Origin of the sequence: Niabella drilacis, from assembly GCF_900101395.1 — a bacterium.
GTDB lineage: Bacteria > Bacteroidota > Bacteroidia > Chitinophagales > Chitinophagaceae > Niabella > Niabella drilacis.
This window is the reverse complement of the sequence record NZ_FMZO01000011.1, coordinates 65358-82666: the sequence shown is the minus strand read 5'-3', so window position 1 is coordinate 82666 and position 17309 is coordinate 65358. Positions and strand designations below refer to the sequence as shown.

General features: G+C 45.7%; 10 protein-coding genes. 6 read left to right on the top strand and 4 right to left on the bottom strand.

The features are described 5' to 3' along the window. The first annotated feature begins 75 nt into the window (after positions 1–75). From fbaA to BLS44_RS17980, 3 genes are all read left to right on the top strand, one after another. On the top strand, positions 76–1146 hold the full coding sequence (gene fbaA / locus BLS44_RS17990) for a class II fructose-bisphosphate aldolase (RefSeq protein WP_090391619.1): 1071 nt from the start codon (positions 76–78) through the stop codon (positions 1144–1146). Between the two features lie 308 nt (positions 1147–1454). Beyond that, entirely contained in the window at positions 1455–2738 is a 1284-nt protein-coding gene (locus BLS44_RS17985; protein ID WP_090391618.1) for a 6-bladed beta-propeller, read from the top strand. A gap of 37 nt (positions 2739–2775) precedes the next feature. Next, complete coding sequence (locus BLS44_RS17980; RefSeq protein ID WP_176954465.1) at positions 2776–5613, top strand: outer membrane beta-barrel protein; 2838 nt, start codon at positions 2776–2778, stop codon at positions 5611–5613. A gap of 68 nt (positions 5614–5681) precedes the next feature. Here the strand turns inward: BLS44_RS17980 and BLS44_RS17975 are convergent, their stop codons facing one another. Continuing rightward, positions 5682–9020 (bottom strand): DEAD/DEAH box helicase, encoded by a 3339-nt coding sequence (locus BLS44_RS17975; RefSeq protein WP_090391616.1) that lies wholly within the window; start codon positions 9018–9020, stop codon positions 5682–5684. 161 nt (positions 9021–9181) lie between these two features. Between BLS44_RS17975 and BLS44_RS17970 the strand changes: the two genes are divergently transcribed. Next, positions 9182–10621, top strand: coding sequence for a S41 family peptidase (locus BLS44_RS17970; protein ID WP_090391615.1), 1440 nt, complete (start codon positions 9182–9184; stop codon positions 10619–10621). Positions 10622–10703: 82 nt separating this feature from the next. Here the strand turns inward: BLS44_RS17970 and BLS44_RS17965 are convergent, their stop codons facing one another. Together BLS44_RS17965 and BLS44_RS17960 are read right to left on the bottom strand one after the other, a co-directional pair. Further along, positions 10704–11093, bottom strand: coding sequence for a septal ring lytic transglycosylase RlpA family protein (locus tag BLS44_RS17965; protein ID WP_090391614.1), 390 nt, complete (start codon positions 11091–11093; stop codon positions 10704–10706). A gap of 401 nt (positions 11094–11494) precedes the next feature. Beyond that, positions 11495–12094 carry a Crp/Fnr family transcriptional regulator gene (locus BLS44_RS17960; protein ID WP_090391613.1) on the bottom strand — a complete coding sequence of 200 codons (600 nt, stop codon included), beginning with the start codon at positions 12092–12094 and terminating at the stop codon, positions 11495–11497. A gap of 91 nt (positions 12095–12185) precedes the next feature. Between BLS44_RS17960 and BLS44_RS17955 the strand changes: the two genes are divergently transcribed. Then, on the top strand, positions 12186–13418 hold the full coding sequence (locus BLS44_RS17955) for an NADP-dependent isocitrate dehydrogenase (RefSeq protein ID WP_090391612.1): 1233 nt from the start codon (positions 12186–12188) through the stop codon (positions 13416–13418). A 124-nt stretch (positions 13419–13542) separates the two neighbouring features. Here BLS44_RS17955 and BLS44_RS17950 read toward each other — a convergent pair whose 3' ends face one another. Beyond that, a complete protein-coding gene (locus BLS44_RS17950; RefSeq protein ID WP_090391611.1) occupies positions 13543–14607 on the bottom strand; it encodes a winged helix DNA-binding domain-containing protein in 1065 nt (354 codons plus the stop codon). 215 nt (positions 14608–14822) lie between these two features. Between BLS44_RS17950 and BLS44_RS17945 the strand changes: the two genes are divergently transcribed. Beyond that, positions 14823–17048 (top strand): alpha-amylase family protein, encoded by a 2226-nt coding sequence (locus BLS44_RS17945; protein ID WP_245729261.1) that lies wholly within the window; start codon positions 14823–14825, stop codon positions 17046–17048. Positions 17049–17309: the final 261 nt, after the last annotated feature.

The window sequence follows — 17309 nt, the reverse complement described above, 5'->3', positions numbered from 1 at the left end:
CAGATAATTTCTCAGGAATAGTTAACTTAGCGCCTCGAAAAGCAAAAAATACAGTTGTTTTTAAAATTTTAATGAATGAGTAAATACAGAGCCGGGGTTTTATTTGGCAAAGAGCTGGAAGACCTCTACAACGACGCAAAAGACAATAAGTTTGCATTACCTGCGGTAAACGTAGTGGGCACCGACAGTGTAAATGCTGTTTTAGAAACCGCAGCAAAAGTAAACTCCCCTGTAATGATCCAGTTCAGCAACGGCGGGGCACAGTTCTTTGCCGGTAAAGGCATGCCGAACGATCAATTGCAGGCCAATATTTCCGGCGCCATCAGCGGTGCGATGCATGTGCACAACGTGGCAAAGTACTATGGTGTTCCCGTGGTATTGCATACCGACCATGCTGCAAAAAAATGGTTACCCTGGATCAGCGCACTGATCGATGCAGGTGAGCAGTTTCATAAAGAAAAAGGCCAGCCTCTTTACAGCTCGCACATGCTGGATCTGAGCGAAGAGCCGATCAACGAAAATATTGAAACCTCTGTTGAATATTTCAAACGCATGGCCCCCCTGGGAATGAGTATTGAAATTGAGCTGGGTGTTACCGGTGGTGAAGAAGATGGCGTTGACAATACAGACGTTGATAATTCTAAGTTATATACACAACCCGAAGACGTAGCACAGGCCTATGAGGCTTTAAGCAAAGTAGGTAACCTGTTTACCGTTGCTGCTGCATTTGGCAATGTGCATGGTGTTTACAAACCAGGTAACGTAGTACTGACCCCTACTATCCTGGATAACAGCCAGAAATTCATTCAGCAGAAATTTGGTACAGCTTCCGACAAACCGGTATACTTTGTATTCCATGGCGGTAGCGGTTCCGAAAAAGCCAAGATCACAGAAGCCATTGGCTATGGCGCCATCAAAATGAACCTGGATACTGATATGCAGTGGGCTTTTGCAGAAGGCGTGTTCGACTATTACAAAAAGAACGAAGCCTACCTGCAGGGACAGCTGGGCAACCCTGAAGGCGAAGAAAAACCTAACAAAAAATATTATGACCCCCGCGTATGGTTGCGCAAAGGCCAGGATTCATTTGTAAAACGTTTGGAAGAAGCATTCACTGACCTGAATTGTATCGGCAGAAACGTATAAGATCCGTTAAAACGCTATAAGGGATCCCTGCTCTTTAATGAGCGGGGATTTTTTTTTATATGATTTATATTTTATATTAGCGATGCAAAGCAGTTCAAAAACGTAAAGTTTGCCTATTATGAAAATTCCAGGGGCATCATCAAACTACTGTCTATTTATGCCTACCCATCAACTACAGGTAATAAAACTATTTATCCCGTTTAAGGGACTTCTGATGATACGGAATTTTACCTGGAATATATAAAATCGGATTTAAAAGGAAACCATCGATAATTACCCGCTGCTCTTTAACTTATTTAATTTCTAATATGAAAAAGTCACATTGCCTGATGTTTTGTTTTGCTATTGGAACTGCGGCGTTACAGGCACAAAACAATAGTATATTTCCTCAACAGGAACTGCGTATTGATCCCGAAGCTGCAACGGGAGGCACTGCGTCGCAGTTGTTTGACGCAATCAATTATATACCGTTGGAAACCACCAGGCAGAGCCTTATTAATAAAATTGACCAGCTTGTGGTTACAAAGGAGCATTTTTTTATACTGGATGAGCTTGCGTCGGCTGTTTTTGTGTTTAAAAAAAATGGAAAGTTCCTGTGCAGGATCAATCAATTCGGAAATTTAAAAAAGTCGGCAAAAAGCTCTTTTTATATAAACATCACTTATGATTATGGAACCGATGAGCTGGTAATAGAAACCTATGCTTTTAATAAAAATGGCGCTGACTGTTTCTTACACTATTTTAAACCGGATGGCACTTATATAAAATCTGTACAAAGCTATAAAAACACCAACTTTCATAGTCAGTTTGCCTGTATCGGAAACCACCGGTTTATGTTTTTTATGGATATCCCTTATAATGCAAAAGAAGCGGCCCTGCAAAGCTGGAGGGATTCCTGTACCCTGTTTTTTTTGAAATCAGATACGGTTCTTTATAAAAAATACCTCCCCTATGGACCGGATAATCATTTGCGGCTTGCAGGCGGCCGCGTTTATGTCGGCCCCACACAGTTTACCAGCGCCAACGGGAATGTGTTATATTATAAAAGAGATAATTATACCCTATATGCTGTTGATACCGGGGGGATAAAAGAAACCTTCAAATTTATTTTCCCCATGGCCTATAGTTTTCCACCCGGTTTTTTTACGGATACTATAAAATGGAAGGATGAAGACGTACCCAAAAACAGGGAAAGCAGGGTAGACTTTCTTAAAAAAAATGACCTTATGATCTATGATCTTGCACATTTTTACAAAATGAATGATTATTTAATTTTCAGCATCAGAAATCTTAAATATGACAGAGCCAATTGGGGGCTGGTGTATAATCTAAAAACAGGGTCGCTTGTTTCCCTTTACCGGGCAGAGCCGGATACCCTCAATTCATTTTTACCCATCGATAATGAAATAGTAGCCGCTGATGATACCTATATCTATTCTACCATTTCATCAAACAGGTTTGTCAGCGAGAGTGAGGTAGTACGCCGTGAAAAGAAGGCCGTATTTAAGCCCGAACTGGAGGATTATTTTCAGCATCGCCCCCCCAATAGTAATCCTGTTATCATTCAACTGAAGCTGAAACAGGGGTTATAAACTAATGCGCCATTCAAAAAAACTAAAGCAGCGTTTAATGGGCAGGTTTTTCTTCCTGTTATTTATGATGCTGATTCTTGATCATTATTCAGCCATATCACAGGAGAAAGATCCCGTGTACTTCGGCAGTGTAGCAGGGAAATTGAGGGATTCCAGTCATAATTATTCCATGATTTCAGCAACAGTAGCGCTGTATAAATCCAGGGACTCGAGTATTGTAAGTTTTAGTCTTACCAATAAATTTGGAGAGTTTTCCTTTTCGAAAATACCGGTTGCCACACCGCTTTACCTGGTGGCTACTTACACAGGCTATACACCAGCTGTAATGGCCTTTTCAATAGCACCGGGGAAAACGGGGATAAACTTAGGCACCTTAAATATAGAAAGCGCTGCAGGCGAGTTAAAAGAAGTGATTGTAAAGACGGTTCCACCGGCAACAATGAATGGCGACACCCTGGAATTTAATGCGGATGCTTTTAAATTAGATACAAATGCTGTGGTAGAAGATTTAATGCGAAAATTGCCGGGCGTAACCGTGTGGGCTGATGGAAAAATAATGGTTTATGGAAAAACCATAAATAGCGTATTAGTAAATGGAAAACCTTTTTTTGGCAGTGATGCCCAAATTGCCACCCAAAACCTTCCAAAAAATATTGTTGACAAAATACAGGTTTATAATACCGCCTCCAATGACGGGTCCGACAGGGACTCTTCATTGGAGATGAACGTAAAATTAAAGAAGGGAAAAGATATTGGCCGTTTTGGAAAATTAGGAGCGGGATATGGTACTTTAAAAAGATATGAGGCCGATATCAGTTATAACCTGTTCTCCCCAAAAACGCAAATAGCCACGGCAGCCGCAATCAATAATACCAATAAAGTGGCTGGCGATGTAGGCACGCTCCTGAAAAATGCAACCTTTAAAGGAGTGGGCGCCAATATTGACTATACGCCTAATTTACGTTACCCGGGCAGTTCCAGACCGGCAATGGCCGGCATTTCTTTGCTGCATGATTTTATTCCGGCCACTTCAACGGATCAGAACCGATTGGAAGGCAACTATTTTTTTTCCAATAACCGTTCGCTGCTTGAACGCACAACGCAAAGTACTACCTATAGAAACGAAGGTGGAAATCTATTGCAGGATATGGAAAACACGAATGAGACAGAGAACAATTCAAATGATTTTTCAGCTATTTATAGTTTTCAAAATAAAAATAGGCAATTAACGATAAACCCCTCTTTTTTTACGAAACAGAACACCATTGCAGCCTATCAGCAGGGCGCATCATACGAGCAGGCAGGCGACGGTGTACATAGACCGGTAAATGCCACTTCCGGCGCCCAGAAAGCCAACAATAAGGCGGATAATCTTGGCATTAAAATAAACACATCTTCAAAGCAAAACGGAGAGCTGGACTATGCGCGATACGATCAACTACAGTGGAATAACCTGGATGCTGCCTATTTTTTCAACATCGGGGAAAATATAACAAACAGGGTAACTGAAAACCGGTTTGTTTTTTATGCTGATACCCTTCAGAACCGGAGGTTTCATAGAAAATACAATACACGAAACCACTACTGGAACCAGGGACTTACCTTGAAATATAGTAACCTGGAACGATGGCTTCATATCCGATTTATGGAGATTGCGCTTACGAATGATTTTTCGGTAAATAGTTCGGGAGAGAACAATATGGTTACAGATATAGGAGAAGACGGCACAGATATCGCCAATATATCCCTTATCAATAAAGCCCGTATCACCACATTCAATAATCAGTATTCGATCTTATTGAACAAGTCTTTTTATCGGAGCCTTTTTGACCGGTTTCAAAGAACAATTTCCATCAAACTGGAGCCAAAATTGCAAACTTTCGGTTTCTCCAATACTTCTCAAAAAAGTTTTCAAAATATAAACCGTACATACAACAAGGTACTTCCCTATGCCGCAATTGAGTATCGGTACATGCGGTTCTCTGTTTTTGATTTTCGGACTTCGCTCAATTTTGCAACATCGGCAATTTACCCGGGCATTCATGAGCTTGCTCCCTTAATTGACAGCGCCAATATGCTTTCCATTCATTTGGGAAACAGCCGCCTTCAGCCTGCCCACCAGAAAAAAATGGAGCTTTCCGTAAACTACAACAGTCTTAAACGAGATAATATCCTTGTTGTTTCATTTAATAGTGGCCTCGCTGCTACAAATAATGCTTTTAGTGACAGCAGTTTTTATACGGCAGATGGGGTGCAAAAAAATTACATGGTGAATGTCAACGGAAATAACAGTTATTATTTTAATGGAAGGCTATACAAGGCATTCAAATTTAAAAATGAAAACCAGCTAATGCTAACGCTGAGTTCGGATGCAAATTTCAGCAGGAATCCTATTTATATTAATGGCACCAGGTATCTTTCCTACGGCCAGTCATTTAATAACCGGTTAAATATGGATTACAGTTTCAAAGACCGGTTGCGCATTATGATGTCTCAGCATTTTTCTTCTTTTTTTGCACGGCAAAATAATTCGGGGAATGAAAATCAATTCAGGAATACTGTGTCAAATAGCACTCTCAGCACTGCTATAAGATGCGGGAAAAAGCTTACCATTAGTACCGATGCCAATTATACCAGCACCACTGCCACCGGATCGGGAAATATAAATTTTATTATGTGGAATGCAAGTGCAACCTGCAGAGCCATGAAAGGCAATAATTTAGAAGTTAAACTTTCTGCATTGGATATTTTCCGTCAAAATAAAGGAGTTTCAACCATTGCCAACAATAACACGATGAGCAGGCAAATTTCTAACGTGTTGCAACAGTATTTTATGCTTACATTGTCCTATTTCCCCAGAAAATTTGGAAAATGAAAAACCTAATTCAAATAAAGATACAGTATTGCTACAAAAGCAATCTTTCAGCACGGCCTACATGCCTGCTACAAAATTTCCAACAGCTCCGTCTTTGACATCCTTTTGAAAAAGGAAGCTTCTGTTTTGATCAAATCCTGCGCCAGCCTTTTTTTCTTTTCCTGCAGACGCACTATTTTTTCTTCAATGGTATTGGAGCATATCAGGCGAACCGCAATGACGTTTCTCGTCTGACCAATACGGTGACTTCTGTCGATAGCCTGGTTTTCGGCTGCCGGGTTCCACCAGGGGTCTACGAGGTAAACATAATCGGCGGCTGTAAGATTTAATCCAACGCCGCCCGCTTTTAAGCTGATCAGAAACACCCGCAGGTTTTCATTTGTCTGAAAATGCTGAACCTTCTCTCCCCTGTCTTTTGTTTGCCCCGTAAGATATTCGAATGGAATGCCCCGCTGTTCTAATTCCGTTTTAATAAGGTCCAGCATCCCTACAAATTGGGAAAATACCAATATCTTATGCTCTTTATATTTGCTTTCGATCTGCGCTGTCAATACTTCGATTTTGACCGCCCGGTCTCCGGAATGTCCCTCCTTCAGCAGCACCGGAGCATTGCATATCTGCCGGAGTTTCGTCAGGCCGGTCAGTACGTGCATGCTGTTCTTCTGAATGGTTTCACTATCGGTTGCCGAGATAAATTCACGCAGCTCCCGTTCATAATGATCGTACACTTTGCGCTGTTCTGCATTCATTTCGCAATAGATCACCATTTCCGTTTTCTCCGGTAACTGTGTTGCCACCTGTTTCTTCGTCCTGCGTAAAATAAAGGGCCGGATCTTTTGCTGTAATTCTGAAGCACGTTTGCTGTATTCAAATTTATCAATGGGGATGGCATAGATATCTTTAAAATGCTGTTTGCTGCCCAGCAATCCCGGGCAGGCAAATGACAGCTGCCCGTACAGATCGAATGTGTTGTTCTCAACAGGTGTGCCCGTCAAGATGATCTTATTCCTTGATTGCAGGAGCCGGGCGGCCTTATACCGCTCCGAATCAGGATTTTTGATAACCTGCGATTCATCCAGGAAGATATAGTTAAACCGGAAGGTTTTCAGGAACCGGATATCCGAAACCAGTATTCCATAGCTGGTCAGCACTACTTCGTAATGCTGCAGGGCCTCTATGCCTTTCTGTCTTTCCGATCCGTAGTGCAGCAATACCTTTAGAGAAGGAGCAAACTTCTGCAGCTCATCCTGCCAGTTGAACAGTAATGATGTAGGCACAACAACCAGGTTGGTCCTCTGTCCGTATTTTTCCCGCTGCAACAGGATAAAGGCAATGATCTGCAGGGTCTTTCCCAGGCCCATGTCATCGGCAAGGCATCCGCCAAAATTGAATTGATCCAAAAGACAGAGCCAGTTCAATCCTTCCCGCTGATAGGCTCTCAGTTCTGCATTTAACCCGGCGGGCACGGGCATATCCGGCAACGGCATCGCTCCTGAAAAGCACCGGGCATATGCATCCACTTCCGTTTGTACGGCTGCGTTCAGCATCTCCTGTTCAAACAGATCCGGTATGCCGGAAAAGTTCGTTTTGGGAATTTTCAGCAGTTCTCCATCTATATCAGCCGCTTCAAAATACCGGATCATCCTGCCGATCCATTCATCGGGCAGGATCCCCATGGTGCCATCATCCAGCTGTACAAATCTTCTTTTGTTGCGGATGGCGCTGTGTAACTGCTTTAACGAAGATTGCTGCCCTCCGAAAGATACCGTTAAACGGGCGTTAAACCAGTCGGTACCACTGTTTACCTCAATGCTTATTTTTGCGCGGTACGGGTTCAGTTTATTTTTCTTCAGCTCATCAAACCCCAATAGGGTGATGCCCTCATTACGCCATACTTCAAACGCTTTCAGAAACCATTGCGCATCTAAAAACTGGTCTTTATGCAGATAGAAATACTCATGTGCTTCTATTTGTGTTGCAAAATCCGGATGTTGCCCCATTACTATTGCAGTCAGGCGCACTTCAGCCTCATGATCGCGCTCGATCCTGAAAGTGTTTCCGTTTTGATCCGTATCCAACAGCTGTTTGCGGGAATATACCGGAACTTCTACTTCCCCGTATTTCATTACCGGCGTAATGGAAATAAAATTGCCTTCCTGCTGAAGATAGATGATCCGCCCGGTATCAAAGGATTTTTCTGCCAGCTGCGCCGGTGTTGCTGTATGAAGGTAATTGTAATTGATATGCACCCGGTGCCCGAGGGGCGCAAGTACGGATTGATGAAATGCTTCATATTTTGAAGCGTGAATGAGCATCAATGCATGATGGGCGTTGAAAAAACGGATCACGCGATGCAGGTCCGGGTCTGCGATCAGGTGCCAGGCATTCCGGTAATATAAAAAATATTCATTCCTGATAACCGCATCTTTAAAAGGCAGTGCCGCATCAGGCAGCAGCAGTTCGCCGGAGATCTCATAAAATGGCTCCTTCCGGAAGACCGTAAGCTGTATTTCGGGGTTGAGGATCCTCAGCTCAATGGGTTGCAGGGATTTTGCCGTGATCGTTTCCGAAATGTTACGGTCATGATGATATATATCCAGCTTCATTGGGTTCCGGGCGATCTGTTTCAGTGCCTCCAGCTCCGTAGCGCTGCTGAGTTCCGCGTATTTATTCTGAAAAGTGGTGATCGCTGTATAAAATTTAATTTCAGCAGGTTGCTCCGCTTTCCAGATACACTGCAGCGGGTCAAGGGTATCAACGGGGTTTTTAATCTTCCCGGCCTGCGTCCGGCCGGCCTCCATAAGCAGCACATTCAGCTGGTTGGAGTAGCGATGTTTGCCCAATACCAGTATGGGACTTTTGCGTTGCTCCTGTGTTGCCAGCTCTTTTACAACAGATACCCGCTGCGGCAGCAGGCCTTTTTCAAATGCCTGCTCATCCACCGGAATGAGCTCCCGCATCCGGGGCTCTGTATGAAGTTTCCCGTCCAGGAATAGTAACCGGAAATAGATATCCAGGTCCGGTTCGCCTTCTAAACCATATCTTTTTGCCGTGGGCAACAAAACCTGGCGGCGTAAGGCTGCATCAAAGAATACGCGGTAGTTTTTTTGTTCCAGGATACAATGAATGACCACAGCCTGGTGTGCGCATAATCCTCCGGAGCTGTTATGACAGGAGCAGGATGTAATAAAGGAGGTGGTTGTTTGGGTAACGGTCACCTCAGGGAAACCGATTGCAGAAACTTTCCGGGTAAATACTCCTTTGTTCAGGTCCAGCACCAGCGGGTAAATATCCCGGGAGGCCCCCGCTTCCATAAAGCCCGCGGCCTGCGTATGTTTTAAAATGTCATACGCAGACAGCGTGCTGATGGTCGTGTCTGGCAGAATATATGCTCCTGGTATTTCCATAATTGCTGTAATATAAATTTCCGGATCAGTAAAAGTAGAAAAATTCCGGGAACGTTTAGCCTTGTTTTAACAGGAGCCTGGCCGGAAGATCCCGAAGAGATTGGTATATTTAGGGCACTGTCCGATCCTGTTTCATCAAAAGCTGCATTTATCCGGAGAAAATGACAAAATACATTGCTGTAATACTGCTCTTACTTTGGAATGCGATCCTTTGCGCGCAGCACCCGGCCCGGAAGGAGCAACAGCAGATCCTTTATCAATTGCTGGCACAAAAACATGCACCGGCCGATTTAAGAGCGGATGTGGATACGGTATACCGGGTATTGCAACAAAATCACCCGGATCTTTATACGTATATCTCAAAGAAAGAGCTGGAACAAAAATTCGACAGCTTAAGGTCCAGCCTTAAAGCCCCGCTTACGAGCCAGCAGTTCCGTTCCCGCCTTATGACGGTATTGAGCCAGATCGGCGACGGGCATATAGAGCTGACACAGGATATCTCTTTTCTTGATGCGCTGGAAGCGGCAGATGTGGCGCCTTATAATGAAGATTATATCCGGCCTGTGATGCAGTTGCGCTTAAAGATCATCGATAACCGGCTTTTCCTGTATAAAAATTATTCGCGGGACACTACCATCAGGCCCGGTGCGGAGATCTTATCCATTGATGGTTTGCCGGCGGCTGCGATCATCCGGAAACTGCTAAGCACCTATATAAGCTCTGATGGATACAACACCACGTTCAAATACCAGCTGTTCAATAACGGGCAGTTCTGTAATGCCGCCCGGATGGCCTTTGATTATGGCGATACAGTACGCTACCTGATCCGCCAGGATGGCAAAACCCAAACCCATTTAATTACGCAAAGACCCGAGGCCGATGTGGCCCCGGAAAACGAAGATCCTTCCAAAAACTTTGATGATGGCTGGGCGATCAACGAACCCGGGGCGCCGATGGTGCTTACAGTAGGACGCTTCGTAAAACAAAACGGGGAGGCTTTTTACAAATCCGTCTTTAGAACCGCCGCCCGGCAAAAGGTGGGCACACTGATCATTGACCTGCGCAATAATCCCGGGGGCAACCTGGAGCATTTAAAAAATTTATACCGTTTTCTCATCGATACTCCCCGTTACCTGTTCCGGATCGGAGCACCAAAACCAGGATCGGTGATGGACAGCCTATTGAAACAGGATGCAGACTTGCGGCGTACGTATACCGATCTGGACAAACCAGTGATGCCGGCCGACAGCTTCCGGTTTACCGGTAAGATCTTTGTATTGATCAATGGTGCCAGCTTTTCCGCGGCCAGTATGCTGCCTGCAAGACTGCGGGAGCTAAAGAATGTAACGCTGGTGGGGAGCGAAACGGGTGGCGGCAGCCAGGGTTGCACAGCAGTATTTTATTATACAGCCATACTGGAACATACGAAACTGAAATTCAGACAGGGATTGTTGCCGGTTATGGTACCTGGCTCCCCGTCCGTGAAAGGCCGGGGTGTAATGCCGGATGTGGAGATCCGGTACCGGTTATCCGACTACCTCGAAAAAAAGGATCCTGAAATGGATTGGGTATTCAGGAAGATCGGGTACCATCCCCGGTGATGCCCGGTTTTGGGAAAGGGTCAGGGCAAAACAAAACCGCTCCCAAAAGAGAGCGGTCGCTGTTATAAAAAAATTTCAACCCTTACAGTGTTTTATCATCGTTATCTGGTTCCTTCCCATCTAAAACATAGACTTTTACAGGAACCACACCCGAGTTAACGGAAGCTATTTTCTGGAACGCAGACCTGCTCAGATCTACCCGGCCCTTCATATGAGGGGCCATCCGGTCGTTTACAACCACCTCTACTTTTTTGCCGGTGTGTTTGTTAACCACCAGTAAACGGGTGCCCAGCTTATAAATATTAGAAGCGGCGGTTAAAAGGTGATCCCAGTAAGTTTCCCCGGTTGCGGTCTTACGTCCATTAAAACTTTTACTGTAAAATGATGCTTTTGCATTGGTTCCATCTCCGCTCTGGGAGAAGCCGGCCAAAGAAATGGCCATTGCGGTTACAAAGATTATAACTCTCTTCATGTAACAGGTTTAAGTTAAACAATGCTTCCAAGGAATTTGTTTCAGTGGAAGTTTGAACGCAACTCTAGTGAAGAGCTGTGAACTTTTTTTGAACAAGCCTATAGGCTGCTCTACTGAATTACACGAACTGGTTGCCAACCAGAAACGCAAGAAAGATGCAAAGGTAATGTATTTTAACCTAAAATCCAAGCAAAAACCCTAACAACTGTTCACAATTAATACACAAAATTAAAATTTTGATCATATGAAAGGGCTTATTTATATTCATTAAAAATAACTATAAAATAAAAATAATTATTGTTATTCAATCAGATACAAACTTATATATAAAATAAAATATGTAACTTTTTACACCTCTGAAGTTGCTGTTATTTTATCATTTTTTTATACCTGGCGGGTTACTAGTGTTTTTGCCGGGTAAGATGCTTGAAGCGGCTAAAAGTTTCGGGTTTGATATTTAAATAGGATGCCAGGTACTTTTGAGGTACCCGCTGCAATATTTCGGGGTATTTGTCTACAAAATTAAGGAAGCGCTCCCGTGGCGTCTGCCGGATCAGGCTGAACTGCCATTTATCCTTTAATACCATTGTATGCTCTGTAACCAACCGGCCCAGGCGCTCCAGGTTATGGCTTGATGCAAATACATGCTCCAGGGCGTCATACTGCATGCTCAGCACCGTTGTGGGCTCTACAGCATCGATAAAATACTCGGAGGGAGTACGGGTGTAAAAGGATTCCTGGCTGGAAATCAGGTGGCCATCGATGGATATCTGTACAATGATCTCATCCTTATCCTGTACATAGTACTTCCGCAAAGTGCCTTTTTTGATAAAGTTCATATATCCCTCAACCTCCCCTGCGCGGGTCACAATATCCCTTTTATTAAAGCTTCTTATCTGTATTGCAGGGAGCATGATCTGCTTCACTTCATCGGGAGAAAGTGGTACAAACTGTCTCAAAAAGGTTATAAAGTCATCAATATCGGTTAGGGTCGCATTCATACGCAAATGTAGCGCTAATTCTGTTGAAAAATATTCTATTAAATCATTAGATTTGCGACCGTCACTTTTATTATTAAATCAAAATAAGATCATGGCCCAGAAAATTAAAGTAGCCAACCCGGTTGTTGAACTGGATGGAGATGAGATGACAAGAATTATTTGGAAATTTATTAAAGACAAATTGATTCTTCCCTATATAGATGTGGACATTAAATATTACGACCTGGGCGTGGAGCACCGGGATGCTACAGATGACCAGGTTACTATTGATGCTGCAAATGCGATCAAGGAACATGGCGTGGGTATCAAATGTGCTACTATTACACCGGATGAGGCGCGTGTTAAAGAATTTAACCTGAAACAAATGTGGAAAAGCCCGAACGGTACCATCCGTAATATCCTGGATGGAACGGTATTTAGGGAGCCCATTGTGATCAGCAATATCCCCCGCCTGGTTACTAACTGGACGGCTCCTATTATTGTAGGCCGTCATGCATTTGGTGATCAGTACCGCGCTACTGATACCGTGATCAAAGGAAAGGGCAAGCTGACCATGACCTTTACACCGGAGGACGGCGGTGAACCGCAAACTTTTGAAGTCTACAATTTCAAAGGCGATGGTGTGGCCATGAGCATGTACAATACCGACGAAAGCATTAAGGGTTTTGCAAGAAGCTGCTTCAACATGGCATTGAGCAAGAAATGGCCTTTATACCTTTCTACAAAAAATACGATCCTGAAAAAATACGATGGCCGCTTTAAAGATATCTTCCAGGAGATCTATGAAAATGAGTTCAAAGCGGAGTTTGATAAGGCTGGTATCACTTACGAGCATCGCCTGATCGATGATATGGTGGCCAGCGCTTTGAAATGGAATGGTAACTTTGTATGGGCCTGTAAGAACTACGATGGTGATGTACAGAGCGATACCGTGGCACAGGGCTTTGGCTCCCTGGGACTGATGACCTCCGTACTGGTAACCCCTGATGGCAAAACACTGGAAGCGGAGGCTGCGCACGGTACGGTAACCCGTCACTACCGCGATCACCAGCAGGGCAAACCCACCAGTACCAATCCTATTGCCAGCATTTTTGCCTGGACAAGAGGACTTGCGTTCCGCGGCAAGCTGGATGGCAACCAGGAGCTGATCGACTTTGCCAACAACCTGGAAGCTGTTTGTATTGAAACTGTAGAACAGGGTAAAATGACCAAGGACCTGGCGGTTTGTATCCACGGCTCCAAAGTGAACCACGGTGAGCATTACCTGTATACCGAGGAGTTCCTGGAGGCGATCGACGAAAACCTGAAGAGGAAACTGAACTGATCCGGTTTATAAATGACCAATGGAAAGCACGTTGTAACAGGCGTGCTTTTTTTATGGGTATTTTTTCCCGGCCCCTTTGCGCTGTTTCGCTGATCCGGGCTGATAGACCGGCGCTGTTTGCAGGCTACATCAGGATTACCGGCTTCCCTGTATACTGCTCATAGCGTTGAACAGCGCTTAGCAGCGCCCGGGAGGGCTTCCCGGAATGTTGCGGCAGGAAGCTGAACCCTAATTCGATCCCGTTCTTTTTTTCCGTACGTTTCCAGATGCCTGTGATCTTTTGTTTTTCCATCAGCACAGGCCGGAAGATACCATTCCCTACTGAAGCTCCGTCTCCATTAAAAAGCAGGGCACGGCTTTCCGAATAACTCACCGTCAGCTCGTCATAAGGCGGTAACAAAAACGAGTGGGCCAATCCCCGTTTTACCGGCAGCTCCTGTTCATACATCCAGTAGGTGGTGCCACCGGCAACCACCGGCATCATTTCTTTTTGAATAGCGTTCCACCCCCGGGCCGCGTCGGTGGTGGTTAACCCGGCCCACCAGGCAAAATCTTTTAGCGTGGCGGGCCCCCGGGTTTTAAAATAGCATGTAGCCAGCCGGGCCAGGGCTTCTTCCCGCTTCACAGGAGCAGCCGGTGCCACCCGCTTATCAAAAAGCGTATACGTAAACCGGCGGTCTCTCCGTTTGCCGCTGCAGATCAGCATTTCGGTTTCTGCCCTTATCAATAACTGTGCGGCAAGCAGGTTACCGGCTTTTACACCTCGTTCTGCCAGCGCTTCCATGATCTCTTCCCTGGTAAGGTCGCCTGCTTCCAGTATCTTTTCCAGTATGCGGCGGGCTTTCAGATAAAGCGTCGTTGTAAGCCCCGTTTGCTGATCGGTGTACCGTGCCGCTTTTTGTATAGAGGAAGCGGATAGCTCCATCATCCAGCGCGCATTTTCAGTGGTCACAAAATGCCAGGTAGGTCTTAAGATATGCAGGCGGATAATATTCCCTTTATTGACGGCATCCTCTACCTGCTGCCCGTTGAGATCCGGGGATCGAAGACCGATTCCCCATTTGGCCATGGCGTAGTCCTGTGCCTGCATGGCACCCATATACGCAACCAGGCTTTCCGGATGCTGCAATGCCTGCGCATGAAGCTGTTGGTTACAGATCCGGTATTGTAAGAGTTCATTGATCGTCATGGTACCGGCATTAAAGTGCCATTCCAAAAGTAATGCAGTTCCGCCGGACTGCCTGCGGATGTTTCAAAAACGGCCTGTTAAAATACCGGGCATATTATTCTCTGTATATGTATTATGTTTTTGTTTTGTGATCCATACTCACTTCCCCGATCGTGTTGCGGACTACCATCAATGCCGTATCTTTCCGGATCTTAATAACAGCCAATATTATAAATATGATGAAAACCGTTGCTATGGCAGCAGGGCGTATATTTTTAGCCTGTTCCCTTTTTTATAGTACCAGCCAATCGGTCCAGGGACAATCCCTCCCGGTATGGAGGGAACATACAAACAGTTTCCGGGGCAACGACTGGCTGGTAGGGCCTGTTACAGCAAAGGCTGTAGTTTATAAAAGCGCAGATGCAAAAGAGGTTGTCCTCGATAACGGGCTGGTGCAGCGCCGGTTTCGCCTGCATCCCAACCTGGTGTGCATCGATTATAAAAACAAGATCAATAACCAGCAATTGCTTCGCTCTGTAAAAGCCGAAGCGCGCTTAACCATTAATGGCCACGCTTATAACATCGGAGGGCTTCACGGGCAAAAAGAAAATGCCTACCTGCTTCCGCTATGGGTAGACCAGCTGAAAAAAGGAACTACGGATTTCGAATTCGTTTCCACCACCGTAACGGACCTGTCCCCCTATTTAAATTCCCGGTCCCCGTTTTGGGCAACCAACCGTAATGCGGCTACAGGAAAGCAGCTGCAGTTCCTGTTCCGGTCGCCCCTGCAGGAGTTAAAGGGCATCGAGGTAGGCATCAATTATGAGCTCTATGACGGCTTACCGCTGATCGTTAAATCGCTTCGGGTCTTCAACCGGTCCGGCCGATCCCTTCACCTGGATAAAGTGGTTAACGAGATCCTGGGGATGGTTGAGGAAGAAAGCGCTGTGGTGGGCAGTCCCGCGCAGATGAAAAAGCAAGCCGGGCTGTATATTGAGTCGAATTATGCATTCAATAATGCCATGCGCTATGACCTGAGTGACCAGACGACCCACTGGAAAACCGATAGCGCCTACACGTCGCAGGTAAACTATAATTATGAAACCCCCTGTTTGCTGGAAGTATACCCCGAATATGGTCCGGGCATAGACCTGGCACCGGGAGATACCTTCAACTCCATATGGACCTATGAGCTGGCCATGGATAGCTACGACCGGCAACGCCGGGGTATGGCCATCCAGAAAATGTACCGCACCGTGGCGCCCTGGACCACGGCCAACCCCATCTTCATGCACCTTGTCAGCAAAAATGATGAGGAGGTCAGAAATGCCGTGGATCAGTGTGTTCAGACCGGCTATGAGGCATTGATCCTGAGCTTTGGCAGTCATATCAACATGGAGGATAACCGCGAGGCCAACCTCGCCCGTTGTAAGGCCCTGGCCGATTATGCACATCAGAAAGGCATCCGGATCGGTGTTTACTCCCTCTTCAGCTCGCGGAGGATCAGCGAAACAGATGATGTTATTAACCCCCTGACAGGCAAAACCGGCGGCGCCTTTTTCGGGAATGCCCCCTGCTTTGGGAGCAAATGGGGTTTAAATTATCGTGATAAGATCAAACAGTTTTATACCGTTACCGGTTTTGACATATGGGAAAATGACGGCCCCTATCCCGGCGACCGCTGCGCCTCCACTACACACCCGGGGCACAAGGGCCTGGATGACAGCCAATGGAAGCAAATGGAGATCCAAAAGGAATTGTATCACTGGCTTAACAACCGTGGTGTTTATATTAATGCACCGGACTGGTACTTCCTGGATGGCACCAATAAGATCGCCCTTGGGTACCGGGAGGTGAATTTTTCCCTGCCGAGAGAACAGCAAAAGATCCTGAACCGCCAGAATATCTTTGATGGCACCTGGGAAAAAACACCTTCGATGGGATGGGGCTTTGTACCGCTGACCCGTTACCAGGGTGGCGGACCGGAAGCGGTGCTGGAGCCTCTTTCGCAGCACCTGAAAGACTATGAACAGCTGATGATGCAGTATTATGGCGCTGGTGTGCAGGCCTGCTACCGTGGTCCCAGGTTATACGACACTGAAACAACACGGCAAACCGTTGCCGGGGTCATCACCTGGTACAAAAAATACCGGGAGATCCTGAATGCCGACCTTATCCACCTGCGCCGTGCGGACGGCCGCGACTGGGACGGCTGGCTTCATGTGAACCCTGCTTTAAAACAAAAAGGCCTCGTAATGTTGTTTAACCCAACCGGCCAGCCGATGAAAAGGGAAATTTCCATTCCCCTTTATTATACAGGCCTGACCAGGACCGCCCGTATCCGCGAAAAAGAAGGGCCGGCAAAGAACTATATACTCAGCCGCAACTACGAAGTAACGTTGCCCGTTGTGCTGCCCCCGGACTCCTACTCCTGGTGGGTGATCGAGGATGCGGGAATTTGAAAATCCGGAAATGCGGATCCCTGCTATCAACTTGCTACCTGCCTGTTGTCCGTTATGGCGGACAAAGAACGACGCATGGATGCCCGTAAAATAGATATCCGTAGTTGCTTCATAACGCTCCTACCCGGAAGATGCCCGTCATTGCTGCATTTTGCATCGGGTATTTCTAACTTTACATTTCCCCGGAGTAAGAGCCTGTTTAAAATTCATTCAATGGCTTTATTATGGCTGTTTTGGGCTGCAACTGCGTTAAATTTTTCG

Excerpts from the sequence above, each read along its gene's own strand:
- BLS44_RS17980 (WP_176954465.1), top strand. The coding sequence starts at position 2,776 with ATGGGCAGGTTTTTCTTCCTGTTATTTATGATGCTGATTCTTGATCAT.
- BLS44_RS17970 (WP_090391615.1), top strand. The coding sequence starts at position 9,182 with ATGACAAAATACATTGCTGTAATACTGCTCTTACTTTGGAATGCGATC.
- fbaA (WP_090391619.1), top strand. The coding sequence starts at position 76 with ATGAGTAAATACAGAGCCGGGGTTTTATTTGGCAAAGAGCTGGAAGAC.
- BLS44_RS17955 (WP_090391612.1), top strand. The coding sequence starts at position 12,186 with ATGGCCCAGAAAATTAAAGTAGCCAACCCGGTTGTTGAACTGGATGGA.
- BLS44_RS17985 (WP_090391618.1), top strand. The coding sequence starts at position 1,455 with ATGAAAAAGTCACATTGCCTGATGTTTTGTTTTGCTATTGGAACTGCG.
- BLS44_RS17945 (WP_245729261.1), top strand. The coding sequence starts at position 14,823 with ATGATGAAAACCGTTGCTATGGCAGCAGGGCGTATATTTTTAGCCTGT.
- BLS44_RS17950 (WP_090391611.1), bottom strand. The coding sequence starts at position 14,607 with ATGACGATCAATGAACTCTTACAATACCGGATCTGTAACCAACAGCTT.
- BLS44_RS17960 (WP_090391613.1), bottom strand. The coding sequence starts at position 12,094 with ATGAATGCGACCCTAACCGATATTGATGACTTTATAACCTTTTTGAGA.
- BLS44_RS17975 (WP_090391616.1), bottom strand. The coding sequence starts at position 9,020 with ATGGAAATACCAGGAGCATATATTCTGCCAGACACGACCATCAGCACG.
- BLS44_RS17965 (WP_090391614.1), bottom strand. The coding sequence starts at position 11,093 with ATGAAGAGAGTTATAATCTTTGTAACCGCAATGGCCATTTCTTTGGCC.